General features: G+C 35.4%; 9 protein-coding genes. All 9 read right to left on the bottom strand.

Features of this window, described 5'->3' with window-relative positions; all coding sequences use genetic code 11:
* Nucleotides 1-30 precede the first annotated feature (30 nt).
* The 9 genes from BUB89_RS12585 to BUB89_RS12625 all read right to left on the bottom strand — a co-directional run bounded on the left by BUB89_RS12585 (nucleotide 31) and on the right by BUB89_RS12625 (nucleotide 19,815).
* A complete protein-coding gene (locus BUB89_RS12585; RefSeq protein WP_073245607.1) occupies nucleotides 31-4,095 on the bottom strand; it encodes a hybrid sensor histidine kinase/response regulator transcription factor in 4,065 nt (1,354 codons plus the stop codon).
* Nucleotides 4,096-4,177: 82 nt separating this feature from the next.
* A complete protein-coding gene (locus BUB89_RS12590) occupies nucleotides 4,178-6,865 on the bottom strand; it encodes a DUF4962 domain-containing protein (protein WP_234982638.1) in 2,688 nt (895 codons plus the stop codon).
* Nucleotides 6,866-6,885: 20 nt separating this feature from the next.
* On the bottom strand, nucleotides 6,886-8,271 hold the full coding sequence (locus BUB89_RS12595; protein WP_073245609.1) for a sulfatase family protein: 1,386 nt from the start codon (nucleotides 8,269-8,271) through the stop codon (nucleotides 6,886-6,888).
* Between the two features lie 744 nt (nucleotides 8,272-9,015).
* Nucleotides 9,016-9,351 (bottom strand): hypothetical protein, encoded by a 336-nt coding sequence (locus tag BUB89_RS12600; RefSeq protein ID WP_073245611.1) that lies wholly within the window; start codon nucleotides 9,349-9,351, stop codon nucleotides 9,016-9,018.
* A 12-nt stretch (nucleotides 9,352-9,363) separates the two neighbouring features.
* Nucleotides 9,364-10,791, bottom strand: a complete 1,428-nt coding sequence (locus BUB89_RS12605; protein WP_073245618.1) for an alpha-L-fucosidase — start codon at nucleotides 10,789-10,791, stop codon at nucleotides 9,364-9,366.
* 12 nt (nucleotides 10,792-10,803) lie between these two features.
* Nucleotides 10,804-12,693 carry a RagB/SusD family nutrient uptake outer membrane protein gene (locus tag BUB89_RS12610; protein ID WP_073245620.1) on the bottom strand — a complete coding sequence of 630 codons (1,890 nt, stop codon included), beginning with the start codon at nucleotides 12,691-12,693 and terminating at the stop codon, nucleotides 10,804-10,806.
* A 17-nt stretch (nucleotides 12,694-12,710) separates the two neighbouring features.
* A complete protein-coding gene (locus BUB89_RS12615; protein WP_073245621.1) occupies nucleotides 12,711-15,866 on the bottom strand; it encodes a SusC/RagA family TonB-linked outer membrane protein in 3,156 nt (1,051 codons plus the stop codon).
* A gap of 475 nt (nucleotides 15,867-16,341) precedes the next feature.
* Nucleotides 16,342-18,321 carry a heparin-sulfate lyase HepC gene (gene hepC, locus BUB89_RS12620; RefSeq protein WP_073245623.1) on the bottom strand — a complete coding sequence of 660 codons (1,980 nt, stop codon included), beginning with the start codon at nucleotides 18,319-18,321 and terminating at the stop codon, nucleotides 16,342-16,344.
* A gap of 36 nt (nucleotides 18,322-18,357) precedes the next feature.
* Nucleotides 18,358-19,815 (bottom strand): alpha-L-fucosidase, encoded by a 1,458-nt coding sequence (locus BUB89_RS12625; RefSeq protein WP_073245625.1) that lies wholly within the window; start codon nucleotides 19,813-19,815, stop codon nucleotides 18,358-18,360.
* Between the last annotated feature and the right edge of the window lie 17 nt (nucleotides 19,816-19,832).

Raw genomic sequence — 19,832 nt, forward strand, 5'->3', positions numbered from 1 at the left:
TTGTTTTTTTAGTCTTTTTTAAAATTAAGGTTACGATTCTTCTTTTGCATCATCTATCTTGTCTAAATATTCGCTTGGCATACAGCCATAGTGTTGTTTGAATGCTGTCGAAAAATAAGAAGGCGAGTTAAAACCACACATATACGTAATTTGTGCAATGGTGTAACGCTTACTTTGCATCAGTTCAACCGCTTTTTTAAAGCGTATTCTCTTTATAAAATCCATTGCTGATTCACCTGTGATGGCTTTCAATTTTAGATAAAGATTAGATCTGCTCATTCCTATTTGTTTGCTAAAAACATCTACAGAAAATTCAGAATCGGCTAAATGTTCTTCGACAATACTAATGGCTTGTTTTAGAAATTCTTCATCCAAAACATTAAAAGCAATATTTTCGGGAACCATTTCCTTTGCTGCCGAATAATATTCTTTCAAACGTTTACGGGAACGTAAGAGATTTGAAATTTTTACTGCTAACAATTGCGTTGAAAAAGGTTTGGTGATATAATCGTCAGCACCCATTTCCAATCCTTTTATTTGCTGACTCGTTTCCGTTTTGGCAGTTAAAAGCATAAAGGGAATATGGGAAGTATTGATATTTTGTTTTACTCGTTTGCAAAAATGCAATCCGTCCAGTTCCGGCATCATGACATCGCTAATGATAATATCAAAAGGTTGTACTTCCAATAAATCTAATGCCATCTGACCATCATAAGCAACAGTTACTTCATACATTTTAGAGAAATAATCCTGTAAATAGGCTAGAATTTCTTTGTTATCATCCACAATGAGCAGTTTGATAGCTTGGACTCCTTCGGTAATTTCATTGATTATTTCTTCATTTTCCTCTAATTCCAAATAATTTTCTTTTTCAGTTTCTTTATCAGTTACAACAGCTACTTCCTGCTTAGGATGTTCCTGATGGAAGTCATTTTTATAAACTTCATCAGAAATAGGAAGAATTACCGTAAAAATACTTCCTTCTTCTTTGGTGCTTTCGGCAGTAATTGTACCATGATGTAATTCGACTAAACGTTTTGTAAATGCCAAACCAACGCCAGAACCCAAATTCATTTCTTTACTATTTACCTGGTAAAAACGATCAAAAACTTTTGCTAAATCCTCTTCGCTGATTCCCACACCGGTATCAGCAACTTTTATTACTATTTCATCTTCTTTTTTCAGTAATTCTATGCTTATATTATGTCCTGCTTCGGTGTATTTAAAAGCATTCGATAAAAGATTAAATAGAATTTTTTCCATGGCATCTTTATCGAAATAAAATGAAAGTGCCGTTTCCGAAGAATGGTTTGTAAAATGAATTTGTTTCTTTTCAGAAAGCGGCTTGAAAGATTCGTAAACATCATGTACAAAACGTACAATATCATTTTTATCTACTTTGAGTTGTTGCGTTCCCATTTCGGTTTTTCTAAACTCAAATAACTGGTCAACCAGATTGTACAGTCTTTTAGCATTTAGAAACATCAGTTCGTGTTTCTTCTTGGTTGCTTTATCTGGAAATGGCAGTTTCAATAATTCTTCTAAAGGCGCTAAGATTAATGTTAACGGAGTTCGAAGTTCATGGGATACATTGGTAAAAAAATCCATTTTTACCTGATTGATATCGCGTACTCTTTCCTTGTCGATTCGTTCCTGTTTTAATTGTTGTAAGGCTTTAATTCGTTCTGTAATCATTCGGAAACCAATATAAGTTGCGGTACCAATTACAATTAATAGTAATAAAATAAACCATGTGGTTTTATACCAGGGTGGCAGGATTTTAATTTCTAAGGTTCTAATAGGACTCATTTCTCCATTAGGTCCCATTGCTTTTATTTGCAAATTGTAGTTCCCAATAGGCAAATTGCTATAACTAATTTTTAACTCGTCAGTACGTTGCCAATCTTTGTCAATTCCGTCGAGTTTGTAATAATAATGGGTGCGGTTTGACGAAATATAATTGAACGTATTAAAAAAGATGCTGAATTGTTTGTATTCAGGACCAATTTCAATGGATTCTGCCTGATCAATATGCTCTTCCAGAATGTCAGTTTCATCACCTACAGCAACGGTTTTGTTTAACGCTTCGAGTGCTGTAAAATTAAGTTTTAAAGGGAGTGCCCGTTGTTTTACCATTGATGGATAGAAGTAGGAGAGTCCTTTGATTCCGCCAAAAAGCAGCATACCATCTTTAGCCTTATAAAAAGAATATTCGTTAAACTGTTTGTTTTGCAGTCCGTCACTTTCGTCAAAAGTTTGAACCGATCCTTTGTCGGGATTGAATTTTATCAAACCACTATTGGTAGAAATCCATAGGTTTCCGTCTTCATCAGGAATGATGCCGTAAATAGTTTCTTTAACGAAATCTATCGTTCCTTTAAAACTGATGAAGGTTTCCTGCGCTTCATCATAGAGTCGTAATCCTTCTCGGGTTCCAATCCAAATGCGGTGTTTTTTATCTTCTGTAATGCAATTGACAATATCGTCACTTCGTTTTCCGTGTCCAATATTTCCAAATAAAACATTATCTGGGTAAAATAGGGTTACTCCATTGGTTGTTCCAATCCAGATGCGGTGTTTACTGTCTTCAAAAAGATAGGTAATATCATCCGATGACGGACGTTTTCCTGCCTTATCTAAATGAAGGTGTGTAAAGGATTGGGTTTCCGGATGAAACTGATCTAATCCTGATCTAGTACCTACCCAAATGCGACTTTTAGAATCTTTTAGAATGGCGTAAACCAAATTCCCAGCAATAGAACCAGGATTGTTATCATCATGAAGAAAACGTTGTACAGAACCGCTGTTAGGATTGAGTAAATTGAGCCCTCCGTTATGAGTTCCAATCAGTACATTTCCATTGTCGTCAAAATCAATGGCTTTGATATTATTCGAACTTAGGCTGTTCGTATTGTTTTCATTATTTGAATAATAGCTAATCGTATTGGTGTTTTTATTCCAATAATTAACTCCTTTATCATTGCTTCCAATCCAGAAATCTCCTTTCGCATCTTGTTTGATTACGCCAATAACCTCATCGTTTAAGGAAGGTTTTCCTGAATTTTGGCTGAGTAAATTAAACTTGATATCGTTTTTATGATAATAGTTAATTCCGCCATAATACGTTCCTAACCAAATTCCGTTTTGTTTGTCTTTAAAAAAACAACGTACTGAATTTTGACTGATAGTATAAGGTTGTGCTATTTGATGGTAATAATTGGTAAAAGAATTTTCCTTTAGACTAAAAATAGAAAGCCCTTTGAAAGTTCCTATCCAAAGATTTCCTTCGGTGTCTTTACCCACGCATCTGATATTATTATCAGCAATACTATTTTTGGAAGAATTGTGAAGCAGCGAATTAAGCTGTCCCTTTTTAGCATCATATTGTATCAGTCCGTTGCCTTCAGTTGCCACCCATAATTTTTGATTTTCGATATAAACATCATTAATATAGGTTTTTTTAACGCCTAGATTAATTTTTGTCAATTGATGCGTTTTAGGTTTTAATTTAAAAAGACCAACATCAGTACCTAAAATTATTTGTTGTTGCCAAAGTCCGATATAAGCAATTTTTTTAATTTCATGTGATGAAGCATTGAATTTAATTGAGATAAAATTTTCCGCTTTTGGCGAAAGCATAAAAACATCTCCGGCAATAGACGTTGCCCAAATTTGATGTGCATTGTCTTCTGTTATTGAAGAGATATACCATTCGCCAATGTTGCGCGGAAGAGGGTAATTTGTAAAACTATCGGTATCATAATTATAAACGCTAATACCTTTATTTCCGCCAATCCATAATTGACCTTTGTGATCGGTATATAAGCTTCGAATGTAATAGGATTGCAAGCTGTTTTTATCATTTTTCACAGGACGATAAACTTTAAAACCTTTACTGTCATAACGGTTTAACCCATCCTGAGTTCCAATCCAGATAAAACCCAAAGCATCTTGTTGAATAGCAAAAACAGTACTTTGTGATAAACCTTTATCCACCGAAATGTTACGGAAATAACGATCCTGCATCTGAGCATGACTCTGATTTGCAAAAAGAACCATGCAAAATAGTGCAATAAAAGCAATCTTTTTTCTCATAGCAGTTTGAATTATACTTGTTTTTTTATGCTTATTTTTCCTTTAACAATTTAGTCAATTTGTAACAAAAGACAATGCTGTTTTATTTGCTGTCATATTTGGCTACATCCGGTAATTCGTCAATAACCTCTTGTTTGTTGACTTTATTTCCCTCCATTTCTAATAATACGGAACTTCCTGTAATTTTAGTTTTATGAGTTTTTCCCTGAAAAATGATGGGTAAATTACCGTAGTTGAATAAGGATTGAGCTGCCTTCCCAAAAACCTGTAGTGAAGCAGTTTTTTCACCATCTAATTGTGCGTGAATATCCCAATCTCCCACTTGTAAATGAGATATTCCATTACCGTTTGATATCGTTTTGATCACTTCGGTTTTCCCATCCTTAACTTGAATAATGGTAAGGAATCTGAATTTTTGTTTGGCTTCAGAGGTAATTCCTGCATGCCATTGGTCTTTAAAATCTTTGATTTGCCCCACATCATCAGTAACCTTATTCCAGTTAACAGCAGGTTCAAAGAATTTGTTGTGAACCTTCATTTTTAATGGAGTATTAGCAAAAACACTCGCATTTACATTCCCTAAATCGGTTTTTACGGTGAAATTTTGTTGATTGGCATTCGCTGAATTTTCTCCTTCGATGGTATAATACGGACAGTGAAATTGTGTTGTCCATTTTACAGCTTTATTCGCTTCTAATTCATCGTACAAAACAATATAACCACCATCTAATTGCAACATGTGTCTGCGGTATAAAGTCACACCGCTTTCGCCATAACCATTTTCTTTATTTGGAACTACCTTAATTTGTTTAAATCGATCCAACCAGAAATCGCTTTTAATTTCGCCATAAGCATTGCTGGCATCACCCAAAGCATATTGAATGTGTTGTCCCGAAATAGCTCTTGGAATCCATCCGTAACCTTCTTCACCAATTTTTTGATTCAGACTATCCGCTAAAATGGTATTGTAAGCCTTTGAAGTTCGGTAAAACAAAAGATTGTGTTTGTCACTAAAATTACTGTAATACCCTGTTCCCCCAAAGAGTACTTTGCCTTTAAAATTAATTGTAAATGCATTTTGCGAAGCATGACCATGTCCGGAAGAACCAAACGGACTGCTGAATAAATAACTGCTCAAACTTTTATCGGCTTGCGCCAAATTTTCATGCATGGCTACCACACCCACATCAGCAAATTTTCTGGTTTTAGGCAATAGAGCAGGAGAAGAAGTAGGTAAATTTCTGTTGGGTTTATAATTTAATAATCGAAAGAAAAGATAATCATCTGTACCATGAAAATAATTAGGATGATCTCTCTTAATTCCATTGACATAATCGTTTAAAAACGGATTATTCATTCGGTAAGTAAGCGCATCAGCAAACCAAGCTTCGGCTTTTACAATGTAGGGAACGTTTTCCCACATATCGCCAATAGCGGTTGTAGCTGCACCATTTGGATGGGTGTACAACATATAATACGGTAGATTTTGCATCCAGGGCAATTTAAAATAATCGACTCCACTAAAGTCACCAAACATTTGAGAAAGGTAAATAATAGATTTAAAATTGACCCTGAAATAACCATTTCCTTCATGCCAGCCACCATCAGTTGTGCCCAGTACAGGAAAACGTGCCGACCAAACTTCATACATATACGTAAGCCATTCTTTGGCTTCAGGAACATCATTGATGACAGCCACTGTTGCAATAGCAAGATTGCGCAAGGTAATTTGCCAAACGTGGTTATCACTAACATGCAATTCGAAACGATTAGGCAAATGATTATAGACTCTTTTTGCTCTAAGCGTAATGATGTTTTTGAACTGTTCTTTTTCCTGTGGCGTTAAAAAGTCATAACCTGCGTCATAAAACCAACCCAATGCTTCCAGAACAGCACCACTGGTAAAATCATCTCCGGTTGCCAAACCATCCGGATTCATATTAGCAATGTTTAACGCTCTGCGTTTGGCATCCAGAATAAAGCGTTTGTCCTTTGTTAGCTGGTAAGCAATACATAAATTACGAACCGGATTCCCCACAGCATCTCCAAAACCGTGATACATTCTTTCGACAATAATTTTTTTCTCCAATGGAGTTTTTCCGGTAGTATCAATTATTCTTTGAGGCTTTTCAGTAGGAAGAGGAGCCAGCATTAGTTTTTCCGCGAAAACGATAAATTTTTTAGCTTCCGGATTATCCAGATTATTGCGATAAAAATCTTCACCAATGCGATTCATATCCCACAAAAGAGGATGAGAACCTTCATTTCGTTTCAATACTTCTCTAATTGGCGGAGCTACTTTTTCATTGGCATATTTGGCATCCACTACAAAATCATAAACCGCTGACCAAGTCCATTGATTGCTGCCTTTTAGAGCATAACCATATTTCCAATACCATTTTCCCGGTTTTAAAGCCTGATGTAACGGATAAACAGCCCAACGCTGCTCTGAACTGCTAAGCAAATCTTTTTTGAAATATTTATCGCGGGCCAGCATTACTTTGTAACGTACATTCCCAATGTTTGGATCTTCAGGTACAGTACTGCCGCTTTCCATTGGTTTTACCATTTCTTTGCCATTCGTTCCAGGCCAAAGCAGGGCAGGAGCATTGGTGGGCACCGTAATTCCATTTACAGGATAAGGCCATTCACGTACTCTGGAATGCAATTTTTCTGCTGTTAATTGAATGGTTGCAGACTCTTGCTGACCAAAAGCGTTGCTTGCAAGTATTGACAAGGATAGTGTAATTATTTTTTTAAGTATCATCATGTTTCTTTTTTTAATGGGGTTTACAATCCTGATTCAAATGTATCTCCGTTCTTTTTGCACCATTGCTTTAAATAGTTACGCATGGCAATGAGCTGCTTTTTATATGATTTCTTTACCGCAAGATTAGTTATCTCTCCAGGATCTTTAGTTAAATCGAAAAGCTGTTCTTTAATTTCTCCTTTGTTGTAAACAATGTATTTAAAATCTTTGGTGATTACAGCACGACCACTAATACCTAAAAGATCTTCGTTATCTGCAAAATCAGTTTCAATGACTAAAGTGTCTCTTAATTTTAGTTCAGGATTGGCTATTTTTTTACTGAGATCAATTCCTTTTAAATAATCGGGTTTTGCTACTCCGGTAAAACCACAGATGGTTGGGATAATATCGATCCCGTTACAAACTAACATGTCATCGGTTCGGGGAGCTATAGAACCGTCCATTTTCGAAATGATAAAAGGAATTTTAGCTGCTTCTTCGTATAAAATCTGCTTTTGATTCCAACTGTGTCCGGCATTGCCATCCCCGTGATCGGCGGTGAAAATGATTACGGTGTTTTTTTCGATACCATATTTTTTGAGTGATGCCAATACCATTTCGATATAACCATCCACTTTTTCAACCAAACGATTATAAGCCCAGCGGTATTGGCGCCATTTCTCAGGGGTATAATTTACAGAAGGATAAGTGCGTAATCCGACTGTTACTTGTTGCTCGCGAACAATTTTTGGTTCGTGTGCAGGAATTTCCCAGTTGGCAGGCAATGGCGGACACTGATCAGCTGGTGGTGCATCTTCTAAAACATCCATTTTTAAATCCTCGCCACGAGCCCATTCGCAAATATCATGCGGATTTAAAAAGGAAGCTACCAGTAAAAATGGATTACTTTTATTGTCTTTAATAAAACGGGCACAGAATGAAGGTGTTGCCGCATCATTATAATCCAGAAAATTAGTGTTTTCTATGTATTCAAATCCGTGTTGACTTTTTTTGGTAGTGGGAACAGGTAGATGCCATTTACCCACATAGCCTGTTTTATAACCTCCGTTTTGGAAAATTTTACCCATCATCAATAAGTCATCCGGCCATTGACCGTCTTTTTCAGGAGCATTGCCTATAAAACCGGTTTCATAAGGCATTTTTCCACTCATAATTGCAGTGCGGGATGGAGAACACAAAGGTTGTGCACAATAGGCTTTGGTAAAACGAACTCCGTTTTGAGCCAACTTGTCCATTGCCGGGGTATGTAAATTTTTATTACCGGCTATACTCATCGCATCAGCCGTTTGCTGGTCGGTCATGATGATGAGAATGTTAGGTCGTTCAGCTGTTTGAGCTACACTAACAGAAGGAATAGTGGTTAATCCCAACAGACATAAAAACACTATGTTTTTTTTGAATATCATAATCTTTAATAATTTTAATCGGATGGCTTTTACTTACTAACAAAACACAAAACGAATTTAGTTATCAATGTTTAAATAAGGTTTTGATTTTGTACAAAATGATATTAAATTTAGTTAAAACCTTTGGTTATAGCTTTAATTACTTGTGGTTTTCCGTATTTATACAGCTAATTAAAGATGTTTATTTGTTGATTATACCCAATTTTTATAAAAATAATGGGATTATGTAAGTTTTCTAAATTGTTATTTAGGACTGTCTGCTTTGCGGACTAAATAAAAGGATAGGTCACGGATTTGACGGATTGAACAGATCAAAACGGATTTTTATAATTATTCTTAATTAGAATCATTGTTGTTAGATAAAAAACATAAATAAAATTTTGAACTTAATATTTATGGTACAAATGAATAGGTCGCTCCTCTGGAGCTTGTTTTTGGCGATTCTCTTTTTCTACAAACAGAACGTCCCGATGGGACTAAAACAGCTCCGTTAGGAGCGATATGTTTGTAGAAAAATGTATTTCTTTATAAATAAAGCTCCAGAGGAGCGAGCTATTGATTATTCATCAATTTTAAAAGGACAAGAATAAATTAAAATATTTAATCATTGGTAATAGGAGTTTCATCCCGAAATTATTTTTTAAATTAGTCCAAGTAACGGAGAGTCAAATTGTTATTTATAAAAAAAATGCAGAGCTTTTTAGGCTCTGCATTTAGTATTTAACTTTTAATTGTATTATGAATTTATTGCTTTGGTTTATTGCTTAGCGATTTTCCAAAATCCCTCCATATTAAGAACTCTTCAGGAGTTAGAATTGTTTTTTCTTTTACCGTAATATCTTTTTTCCAGGCTTGCAATTTCTCTTTTCTCTGTTCATCAGTAAGCGTTGCGTCTTCTTTAATGGCTTTTTGGGTTTTGCCATTTTCTGAAATTAACTCATACATTTTCTGTCTGTTGGCATCACTCAGTTTCATCACTGTAAAAATAGAGTCTCTTCGATCTTTCATACTTTTAGGTTTGCTTTGGGCAACCATAACAGTACTAATTAGCATTATGCCGAATAATATTATTTTTTTCATGTCTTGTAAATTTTAAAAAGAAAAGGCCAGGGCAGCATTCTGAGTTCCAACCAATTCTTTTGGTATTTCTAATACAACAGCATTGCCTTCTTGTCTCCAGTTTAGGTTTTTACCAGTAGCAATCAATTTTATTTTTTTTCCTTTTGCTGGTATGTTTTCTTTCCATTTTATGGTTGCCGGTATGGATGTTCCTTCTTGGATACAAAAAATGGCATATTTCTTTTTTCCGTCTTTTGACTGGGTAAACCAAGTGGAGCCATCGTTATAGTTTTCGGTAATTCGGGTGCCATAAATGGCTTCTCCATTTACTTTTAACCAGGCGCCAATTTCTTGTAGTGGTTTATCAACATATTCCGGAAATTCACCTTCAGCTGTTGGTCCCCAACCTAAAAGTAAGTTGCCCCCTTTAGCTACTACTTCAGCTAAAGTATGGATTATCCAGGTTCCCGATTTTACTGGGATCTTTTTAGTATGTCCCCAACCTTTAGCCAGAGTAAGACAGGTTTCCCAAGGATCTTTCAATTGGGTTTTAGGGATCCTTAGCTCTGGTGTGCGGTAGTTTTCATAAGCTCCATGTACAGTTCTGTCCACCACTAAAATTCCTGGTTGTTTTTCTCTCGCCATTTTGGCTATTCGTGGCATATCTACATCCTGTGGGTAAGGTGGATAATAAGACTTGTTGCTTTGCACATAGGCTTTTTCCATTTCTCCGGGATGAGGATTACGTATCCAGCCTCCGTCTAACCATAAAATGTCTACTTTACCATAGTTGCCTAAAATCTCGCCGATTTGATTATAGGTGAAATCTTTGAATTTTTGCCATTGCTTTGGGAATTCGTTAGTGTTATAATTTACATTGCGATTTACTGTTGCAAAACGCGGCCACCAAAAATATTCTGAATGCCAATCCGGTTTAGAGAAATAAGCACCAATCATCATACCTTGTTTGCGGTAAGCATCAAAAATATATTTGGTTACATCCGCTTTTGGGTTACTGGCAAATGGGCCATTGGTAATTTTAAAGTCATTCTCTTTGGTATCGAACATCGAAAAACCTTCGTGATGTTTAGTGGTAAATACCAGATATTTCATCCCTGCATTTTTCGAAATTTCGGCCCATTTTTCAGGATTAAACTTTACGGGATTGAATGTTTTGGATTGATCCCAATACCATTTTTTATATTCTTCGTAAGTCATTGTAGTATCTCTTCGTTTCCAAAGTTCATTAACCAATGGCCAGGATTCATTCATGGCTTTTACGCTGTAAAGTCCCCAGTGTAAAATCACACCAAATTTTAAATCCTGCCATTTATCCAGTTTTTCGCGAACTAATGGGTCTGTTGGATACTCATATTCTGTTGATGCCTCATGAACATCTACCTGAGCCTTTACAAATAAAGGAAGACATACAATGATAAATAGGATTGTTTTTTTTAGCATTAGAATAAAAAATTAGTATTGAGGATTTTGTCTTGTAATGCTTTTGTTTACATCGGTTTCATTCGTAGGGAAAGGATATAATTCGTGTTTTCCACTTACAAAATTGCTAAATGAAGGATAGAAGTAATTAGAACGAATTGCTTTTACGGCGGTATTTGTTTCTGTGATTTTGTCGGCTAAAATTCCCCAACGAATTAAATCGGCTCTGCGCATTCCTTCTCCCGAAAGTTCCCAGGCTCTTTCTTGCTGTATTGCTTTAAGAAAATCTTGTTTGTTTAAACCGCTTGGAAGATTGATTGCAGCAGCTGTTGGTTTAGCTAATAATTGTGCTGTAGCAGTTGCTCCGGTACCTTTTCCGTCTGTACTTGTAATAGTTACTGTTGGGGCAGAAGTATAACCATCACCTGAACGCAGCATTGTAATGGTACTAATACGACCTCCGCTTGCCATTGTTACTGCGGCTGCGGCTGCTTCACTACCGCCACCGCCTGTGATATTAATTACCACCGTAGCTGCTGATGTATATCCTGTACCTTGGCTTCCTAATGTAATGCCAATTCTGCTTCCTGGTACATCTGCACCAAAACCTCTTTTTCGTACCTGATTGATGGCATCATAAGCAATGGTATTTGGACCATCATTTAATTCATTTTCTACTTCGGCACGCATTAATAACAAATCAGAATAACGCATAATTACCCAGTTAATGTGTGTGTAAGATCTCTCAAGAGTAGAATTAGTTTGGAATTCTCTGCTCCATTTGGCTACTGTCCAGGCTTCATCTTGTCTGGCAGTTACACGAGCCAGTTTATTTCCAAGGGCATCAATGGCATAGGTTGCAATTGAAAGGTCTCTTCGTTGATCGGCTGCATTAAAACTAGTATAAAATGGTTTTGGTACTAAACATCTGCCAATGGAAGTGGGATAGAACCCATTTGTAGTAAGTGGTCCGTTGAAATATCCCACCCAAGACGCATTACCTTGTGTTCCTGCAGGATTGTAAAAAGCAGCCTGAAAAATATTTTCAGTAGGCTCTAATACATGTTGGCATTGGTTTTTAAATACCTGAGCATAAGATGGGTTTAACTTATAAGGATTATTGGCCATTATATCATTAATTTGTTGCTGTGCCAAAACATAATAGTCTCTATAATTATCCGGGCGTTGTATGGTTCCATCTGCTCTTAAAGAATAACCACCGGCAAAAAGTGCTACTCTGGCCAGCATGGCTTTAGCTCCCCATTTATTGATGCGTTCATCTGTAGGCATAGCTTCAGGTAATACAGCAGCAGCTTCCTGCATGTCTTTTATAATCTGAGTGTAGATTTCATAGCGATCCACAAGTCCTCCATTTAGATTGTCTCCTGTTTGAGAACTTTTGGTTTTAAAAGGAACATCACCCCAAAGGCGTACCAATTCAGAGTAGTAAAATCCACGTAAAAATTTGGCTTCGCCTAGCATGCGGTTCAATTCGTTTTTCTGACTTTCACTACCATTAGAATATAAATCCATTTGCGGTATTTTTTCAATCACAACATTGGCTCTGTCAATGCCGATATAGAATTCACTCCATGGAGTGAAGAAAGTATTGGTTTGAGAAATTCCCTGATAATGAGGGATGGTTCGCCAGTCGTCAGCACCTGTACCACTAATTTGCATAATGTCAGTATCGGCATCAAAAACCATTGAAAGATTCCAACCGTAAGTTTCTCTGGAGGACATGGTTTCATATACACCTAAAGTAGCCATATAAGCTTCGTCTACATTCGAGAAAAAATTCGCAGAAGTAAAGTAAGAATAAGGTGTTACCTCCAGTTGATTATCACAGGAGCTAAGTGGAAGCAATAGTGAAGCTACACCAGCAACTAAAATTGCTTTTAGGGAAAATATTTTATTTTTCATTTTCTTTAAATTTTAGATTATAGTGAAATGTTTAAACCTGTAATAAATGATTTTGATCTGGGATAAGCACTAAAATCAACTCCGGGAGTCAAGGCATTATTAATTACACTTACTTCAGGATCATAACCTGAATATTTAGTAAATACATGTAAGTTATAAAGAGTTAAATAGAATCTCATGTTAGAGATTTTAGTATTATTTAACCACCTTTTAGGTAAAGTATAACCTAAACTTACATTATTGATACGTAAAAAGGAGCCATCTTCAATTATATCACTATACAAACGACCAGTAGCATTTCCGTTGTATACAGGATTTGTTTTTCCTTCGTTCAGTGTTGCTAACTCAACAGGATCGGTTACTCGTTGTCCTGCTGCATTAATAGTTGTCCATCTGTCAGCAAATTGAGCTAATGAATTGATGTTATCCTGGTTTAATCTTGCATTGTTGAGTACGTTAGCATTATAAATATCATTACCCACTGTAAAATCAAGAAAAACACTTAAATCTAATCCTTTGTAGCTAAAGCTATTGTTTATACCACCAGTAAATTTTGGATTAGCATTACCAATCGCTGTTCTGTCTAAGTCATTAATTTTCCCATCAGGTACTCCATCAGGACCATTAATATCCTTAAATTTAATAAATCCCGGTTGTACTGCAATGTTGTCTTGAACTACATCTGATTTTAGTGTATAAGTTCCATTGGTGGCATTATAATCAAAATCACTTACCTGATACAAACCATCATTGATGTAACCGTACATGATACCAACCGGTTTTCCTACTTCTAATATATAATCGTTTGAAGTGGTATAACTATTAGTAATTAACGAAGTTTCACCTTGACTTAAACTAAGTACTTTGGTTTTGTTAAAGGCAATATTAAAATTGGTATTCCAGGTAAAATCTCCTCTTTTAACATTTACAGTACTTAAAGTAAATTCTAAACCACGACTAGAGGTAGATCCAATATTTTGAAACTGTCTTTGAAAACCTGAACTGACAGGAATACGGGTATTAAACAGTAAATCTTTAGAGCGATTTTCGTACCATTCGGTAGTAAGAGTAATTCTTTGGTTAAATAAACCTAAATCTAAACCTATATTAGAAGATTTAGTAGCTTCCCATTTTAAAATGGGATTGGGTAAGTTATTTTGAAAAGCAGAAACAACCACTTGATTGTTAAGAGGGTAGGAGCCTGTATTGAAAACCCCTAAAGCTGCATAATTAGCAATTCGGTTATTTCCTGCTTCACCATAACTCAAACGAAGTTTTAAATCAGAAAAAGCAGTTGCATTTTTCATAAAATCTTCATTGATTACTCTCCATGCAGCAGATACAGCCGGGAAATAACCCCATCGGTTTTCGCTTCCAAATTTAGATGAACCATCAGTTCTTATACTTGCAGATAGTAAATATTTATTATTAAAGCTATAATTAGATCTGGCGAAAAAGGACATCATTTTGTCTTCTTCGGCAAATGAAGATGGGATTCCGGGAATGGTTCCTAATTCTAATTTATCCCAGCCGGAATTCACATCAGGAAAGGCAGAAGCAGTAACAGAAAGTCCTTCGGAATGATTATAGATGTATTCCTGACCAGCTGTTATATCAAACTTGTGTTTTTTGTTAAAAGTGTTACTGTAAGTAAGGGTGTTGTTATAATTAAAACGAGTTGAAAGATTATCGCTAATTCCACCATTTGGTCCACCACTTCTAATGGCCTGGATTCCTAAATTACCATTAAAAAATTTTCTGGTAATGGCATTGTCAGTAAAACTCGCTAATCCTTTATATATTAATTTAGGACTAATATTATATTGTAGTTGTACACTTGCATTGATGGCTCTTCTGACAGATTCTCTTTGTTGGTTTTCTATAGTAATCAGAGGACTTTGGAATACAGGGGAACTAGGATTGTCTAATGGATCTACAATTAATTCAGAAAGATCATCATCTGCTCCTAGTAGCCCGTTCATAGGACGATATCTTAAGATGTTTTGCAACATACTCAAGCGGGCATTTCCACCTTCAGTTGTTCCTAATCCGGTTATTTTTTGTTTAGAATAATTAACAATGGCGTTTACTGAAAACTTTTTACTTACATTATGATTTACAGCCAGTTTAGCAATATCTTTTCGGGAAGCACTTCCTAGCATGATACCCTGATCATCATTAACAGAATAAAAAAGATTGAATTTAGTGTTGTTTTCGCCTCCGCTAATACTTAATTTATGATATTGGCTTACTACGGGTTTTCCAAAAACCTCTTTCTGCCAATTCTTACCTGGTCTGTTTGCATAAAGTGATTCTAATTGGTCAAAAGCACCGTAGTTATTGGTAAAGGATTCCATTTTTACATCATCACCAGCAGCATTCTCATACAGCAATTGTGCATATTGATACGGATTCATTACCGCAATTTCTGAAGTAACTTGTTTTATTCCCGCATACGCATCATAATTAACGCTTACTCTGCCTGATTTTACTTGTTTAGTAGTAACTAAAATAACTCCATTTGCTCCCTGAGCACCATATATAGAGGTTGATGAAGCATCTTTTAACACATCTATCGATTCAATATCCATAGGATCTAAAAAGCCTAATCCACCGGTTTGCGGAACACCGTCAATGACATATAATGGTTCATTACTTTGAGTAATGGACATTCCTCCACGTATTTTAATGGAAGGGTCAGAACCCGGTGTACCATCGGTCATATTGACTTGCATACCCGCAATACGACCTTGTAAAGCCTGCGCCACGTTTTGTACCGGCACTTTAGCCAGTTCTTCTCCTTTAACAGAAGAAATAGCTCCCGTAAGATCTTTTCTTGATTTAGTACCGTACCCAATTACTACTACTTCATTTAGACTGTTAGCTTCGTCCAGTAATTTAGTATTGATAGTTGTTCTGCCATTCAATTTTTCTTCAGTAGTTTTTGTACCTATAAAAGAGAAAACTAATGTTGCGTTTGCTTTTACTTTGATTTGGTAGAAACCATCTATTGAGGTTACCGTACTGTTTTTTGTTCCTTTTTCTAAAACAGTAGCACCGGGCATTGGCATATTCAGCGCATCGCTTACCATACCATTTACGGTAACATTATCTTGTGCATAAACAAGTCTGCAAGTGGTAAGCAACAAAAATAAAAATATAGTCCTTTTCATAATTTTGTTATTAAAGAGGAATAGAAATGAACTCAATTCCTAAATTGGTAATGATTTAGTTATAATTATAGTTTGATATCCGTTTTTCTTTTTCTCGAGTAAAATTTAAAAAAATATCATTTTAGTTTGTAGAGTTTATGAATACTCTAAAATTGATTTTGTCATAAAGTTTGTTTTAGGGTTTGTTTAGTTGCAATGTTTTTAAAATAGATTAATCGATTATTGATTAATTTTTAATTCAATCCGGTTAATTAACATTTGTAAAGTTATAAATCAGTTGTATTGTATAGTTTTAAAAATGTCTAAAATGCTATTGAATTTGTTGAATACTATTTTTAATTTCTTAAAAATTAATAAAAACTTCAGTAAAATAAGGGATTATTTGAATTTAATTATTTTACAAAAGGAATTTTAAAATTGATTAATTGGATAAAAAAAGACATTGTTATTTTGAAAATAAGGATGAAAGTTTTGGTTATTGTATTTTTGTTTTTAAATTGGTTTTCTTTCCGTTGATATCGAGTAAAACATTGATGTTTCCTTTTTCAAAATCGTTGCCTTTGTTTTCTTTGAGGCTAATTTGAGGAGCTTTATTACCATCATAAGGATAGACTACAGTTATGAATTGTTCTGTTTTGTCGTTGTTTTTCATCTTTTCGAAAACAAAAGCAGGTCTCGTTATTTCTTTGGCGTAAGCATAAGACACTTTTCCTTCTTCTTCATTAAGAGATAGTTTATCCGTGTTTAATGATTGTATCATGAGGTTATTTCCGTCAGCATAAGTAGTGTAAACCTTGTTTTTTGTTTTATCGAAAACAGGTGTGCTGTCTTCTTTTAATTGAAAGTGAACCCCTAAATTTCCTGTGGCTTTACCAATGGCTTTATCGATAATTAAAAAATACTTTTGATCGATAAAAAGAATAGTACGTTGGTGATTTAAATCAGCATAACTTGGGTTGGTATAAGTTAAGATATCCAGATTTTTACTGGTTTCCCATTTGTTTTGTTGGGCTTTAGTAATCACCATATTTTCGTTGTCCAGTGTAAGGGTTGAGTGTACTCTGGTTTGGCGGTACCAATTTCTCATTTTAGTAATTTCGGCATCACCACTGTAGATGTAACAACCTGCATCTGGGGTAAAATTGCGTCCTTTTACCCAAAGTTCAAAAGTTCCATTATCAGGTTGTGCATGAAATTTTCCTTCAGGGCCAGCCTTAACAATCATTACAGTCGATTGGTTGTTCCAGCCGTTTCTGAAAGTGTAAAAACCGGCATTTTCCAGTGCCGATGATAAAAAGTCTGTAACTCCTTCCTGACCATTTGTAGCAAAGTATTTCAGTAATTTGTTATCAGGAAATAGTTTAGCCCAGGATTCAAATTGTTTCATGCGTCCCGTTTTTTCGTTTAACCAAGAGTCGCCAAACATAGGATTGTTATAATCCGGAAAGGAAATTTTAGCTGTTGCTACCGCCATATTTTCGATGGTTTTGACATAGCTTTCAGGGAATTCCTTTGCAACACCAGCCATTTTAGCAGAGTTGTAAGCTTTGAGAAAAATTTCGATACTGGCTACATGATACGTTGGTGAAAGTTCCCATTGCATTCCATCAGCTAAAACCTGTAATTTAATTTCTCGATTCAGGATTTCGATACCACTTTTGCGCCAAGCTTCGGCATTTTTAAGTTCCGGGAAAATACTACCAGCGCCTAAAACCCTTTGTGCTTCAAATAATAAATGATTTCCTTCTTCGCTGTAATGTGCAGTAATATAATCGGCCTGTTGGGTAAAAAGTGTTAAAAACTCCAGTAAAAAGTTGGGAGTGAAATTAGGTGAGTTTACAAATAAATTGAAGGTTCCGGGCAAACTTTGTGTACGATCAGAAACTTCTAAAGGACGCCAAGCATAACGGTCATTTTCTTTAGATAAGCCCAAAGCATTTTTTTTAGCCCAATCTCTGAATTGGAAAATCCATTCTTTGGCATATTTTTCATCGCCACTGCTGCGATATGCCATTCCCATAGGTTGCCACCACGTAACACGGTGTAGTTGCCAGCGGACTTCATTATCTTTTACAGGCCAATATTCCCAGTTAATGTCTTTGCCATAATCATAATAACCATAGCCTTTTTGAGGCTGAAACTTGTGTTCTAAGGCATTATCTGCTTTTAGCTGATTGGCTTTTCCAATGTCTTTTCCTCTAAAACGGGCTTCATCGCCAACATTAAAATCAGGATGTTTGATGTTTTTTCGATTGCGGTAATAGGAGAGTAGTTCTTTAGCAGCTTCTTCATATTTAGCTGCTGTGTATAAACTATTCACTTTTTCTAAACCCGGATAAGCCAGATTGATATTATTAAAACTGGATTTGGTAATCGATTTTTCTTGTGCTTGAACTTTTGTCAGTAGCAATAGGCTAAACACAAAAATACCAAGCATACTTTTTAATTTTTTCATTTTATTTCTGTTTTTTAGATGTTATTTTATATTTGACTAGTCTAAAGCTTCTGATTTCATTTTTTTTGTTGGATTGAAAATTTTCTTAACAATAATTTTATTGAGTTTTATGGAAATTACACTTGCAGATTTGTCTGGTGCAATGGTTGGTAAATCTGTTATTTGTAGATTGCCATCAAGATCTTGTTTTAGTATTAATTTTTTTTTCTCTCCAATCAAAGTAGCACTAACTGCTTTAGCAGATAAGCCTTTTATTTCAAGTTTACCATTGACAGGCCAGTTAAAAACTGACAAATATAGAGTAGTACTATTTTCGTCATCTTTAGCAGTAATACGTCCATAATCTATATTTTCGATTGGGTTAGCATGAGTACCATAAATTGCTACACTGTATTTTTTCATCCAATTGCCTATATCATTTAAGCGGTTAACACTTTCTTGTGGAAAAGTTCCATCGGCCTTTGGTCCAACATTTAATAAATAATTACCACCTTTTGAAGCAATATCGATTAAATTTTGAATTAACATAGTTGATGATTTCCATTTGTTATCATTAGAACGAAAACCCCAGCTATTGTTCATAGTCATGCAGTTTTCCCAGTCTTTACCATCAAGTTCTGCTAGATTTGGGATTTTTTGTTCTGGAGTTTTATAATCGCCTTGAAAATTTGATTTTTTACTTAATCTATCATTGGTAATTACATTAGGATAAGGTTTTAGTACATCTTTTAATTTTTGTGCTTGCTCATTAGTGATGTAAGCCGGAGTATCCCACCAAATTACAGCTACGTCGCCATAGTTGGCTAGTAGTTCTTTTACTTGTGGTATTGCTACTTGATTGATATATTCATCAAAGGTTTTGATATCTTGGACAGGATCCCAATGCCCTTTATGTGCTAAAGTATAGTTGTCAATTTTTGTACTATCAGGATTGTCCCATCCCTGTTTCATTGGTCTGCGATGTGCTGCACCACCAGGGTTTCCCCAATCTTGCTCTTGCGAATAGTAAAAACCTAATTTAAGTCCTTGTTTTTTACAGGCTTCAGCTAAAGGTTTTAATATGTCCTTGCCATATTTTGTAGCATCTACAACATCCCAATCACTAGCTTTGCTGTCAAACAAAGCAAAGCCATCATGATGTTTAGCAGTAATTACAATGTATTTCATTCCCGCTTTTTTAGCTACTTGTACCCATTCGTCTGAATTGTATTTTATGGGATTGAAATTTCGTGCGGTGTCTTTATATACTTGAACAGGAACTTTCATTCTATTTAAAAGCCAGGCTCCATCTGCTACACGTTGTTCTATACCGTTATATTTTCCAGCAAATTGTGCGTACACTCCAAAATGAATAAACATACCAAAACGGGCATCTCGCCACCATTCCATTTTAGCATCTTGCGATAATGATTGTGTCTTGTTTTGCGCAAAAAGGAATTGTCCAGCGATTATTAAAATCAAAATGCTAAGGTTTATTTTTTTTATGTTTTTCATCAAATAGTTATTAAATA

Source organism: Flavobacterium flevense, from assembly GCF_900142775.1.
Lineage (GTDB): Bacteria > Bacteroidota > Bacteroidia > Flavobacteriales > Flavobacteriaceae > Flavobacterium > Flavobacterium flevense.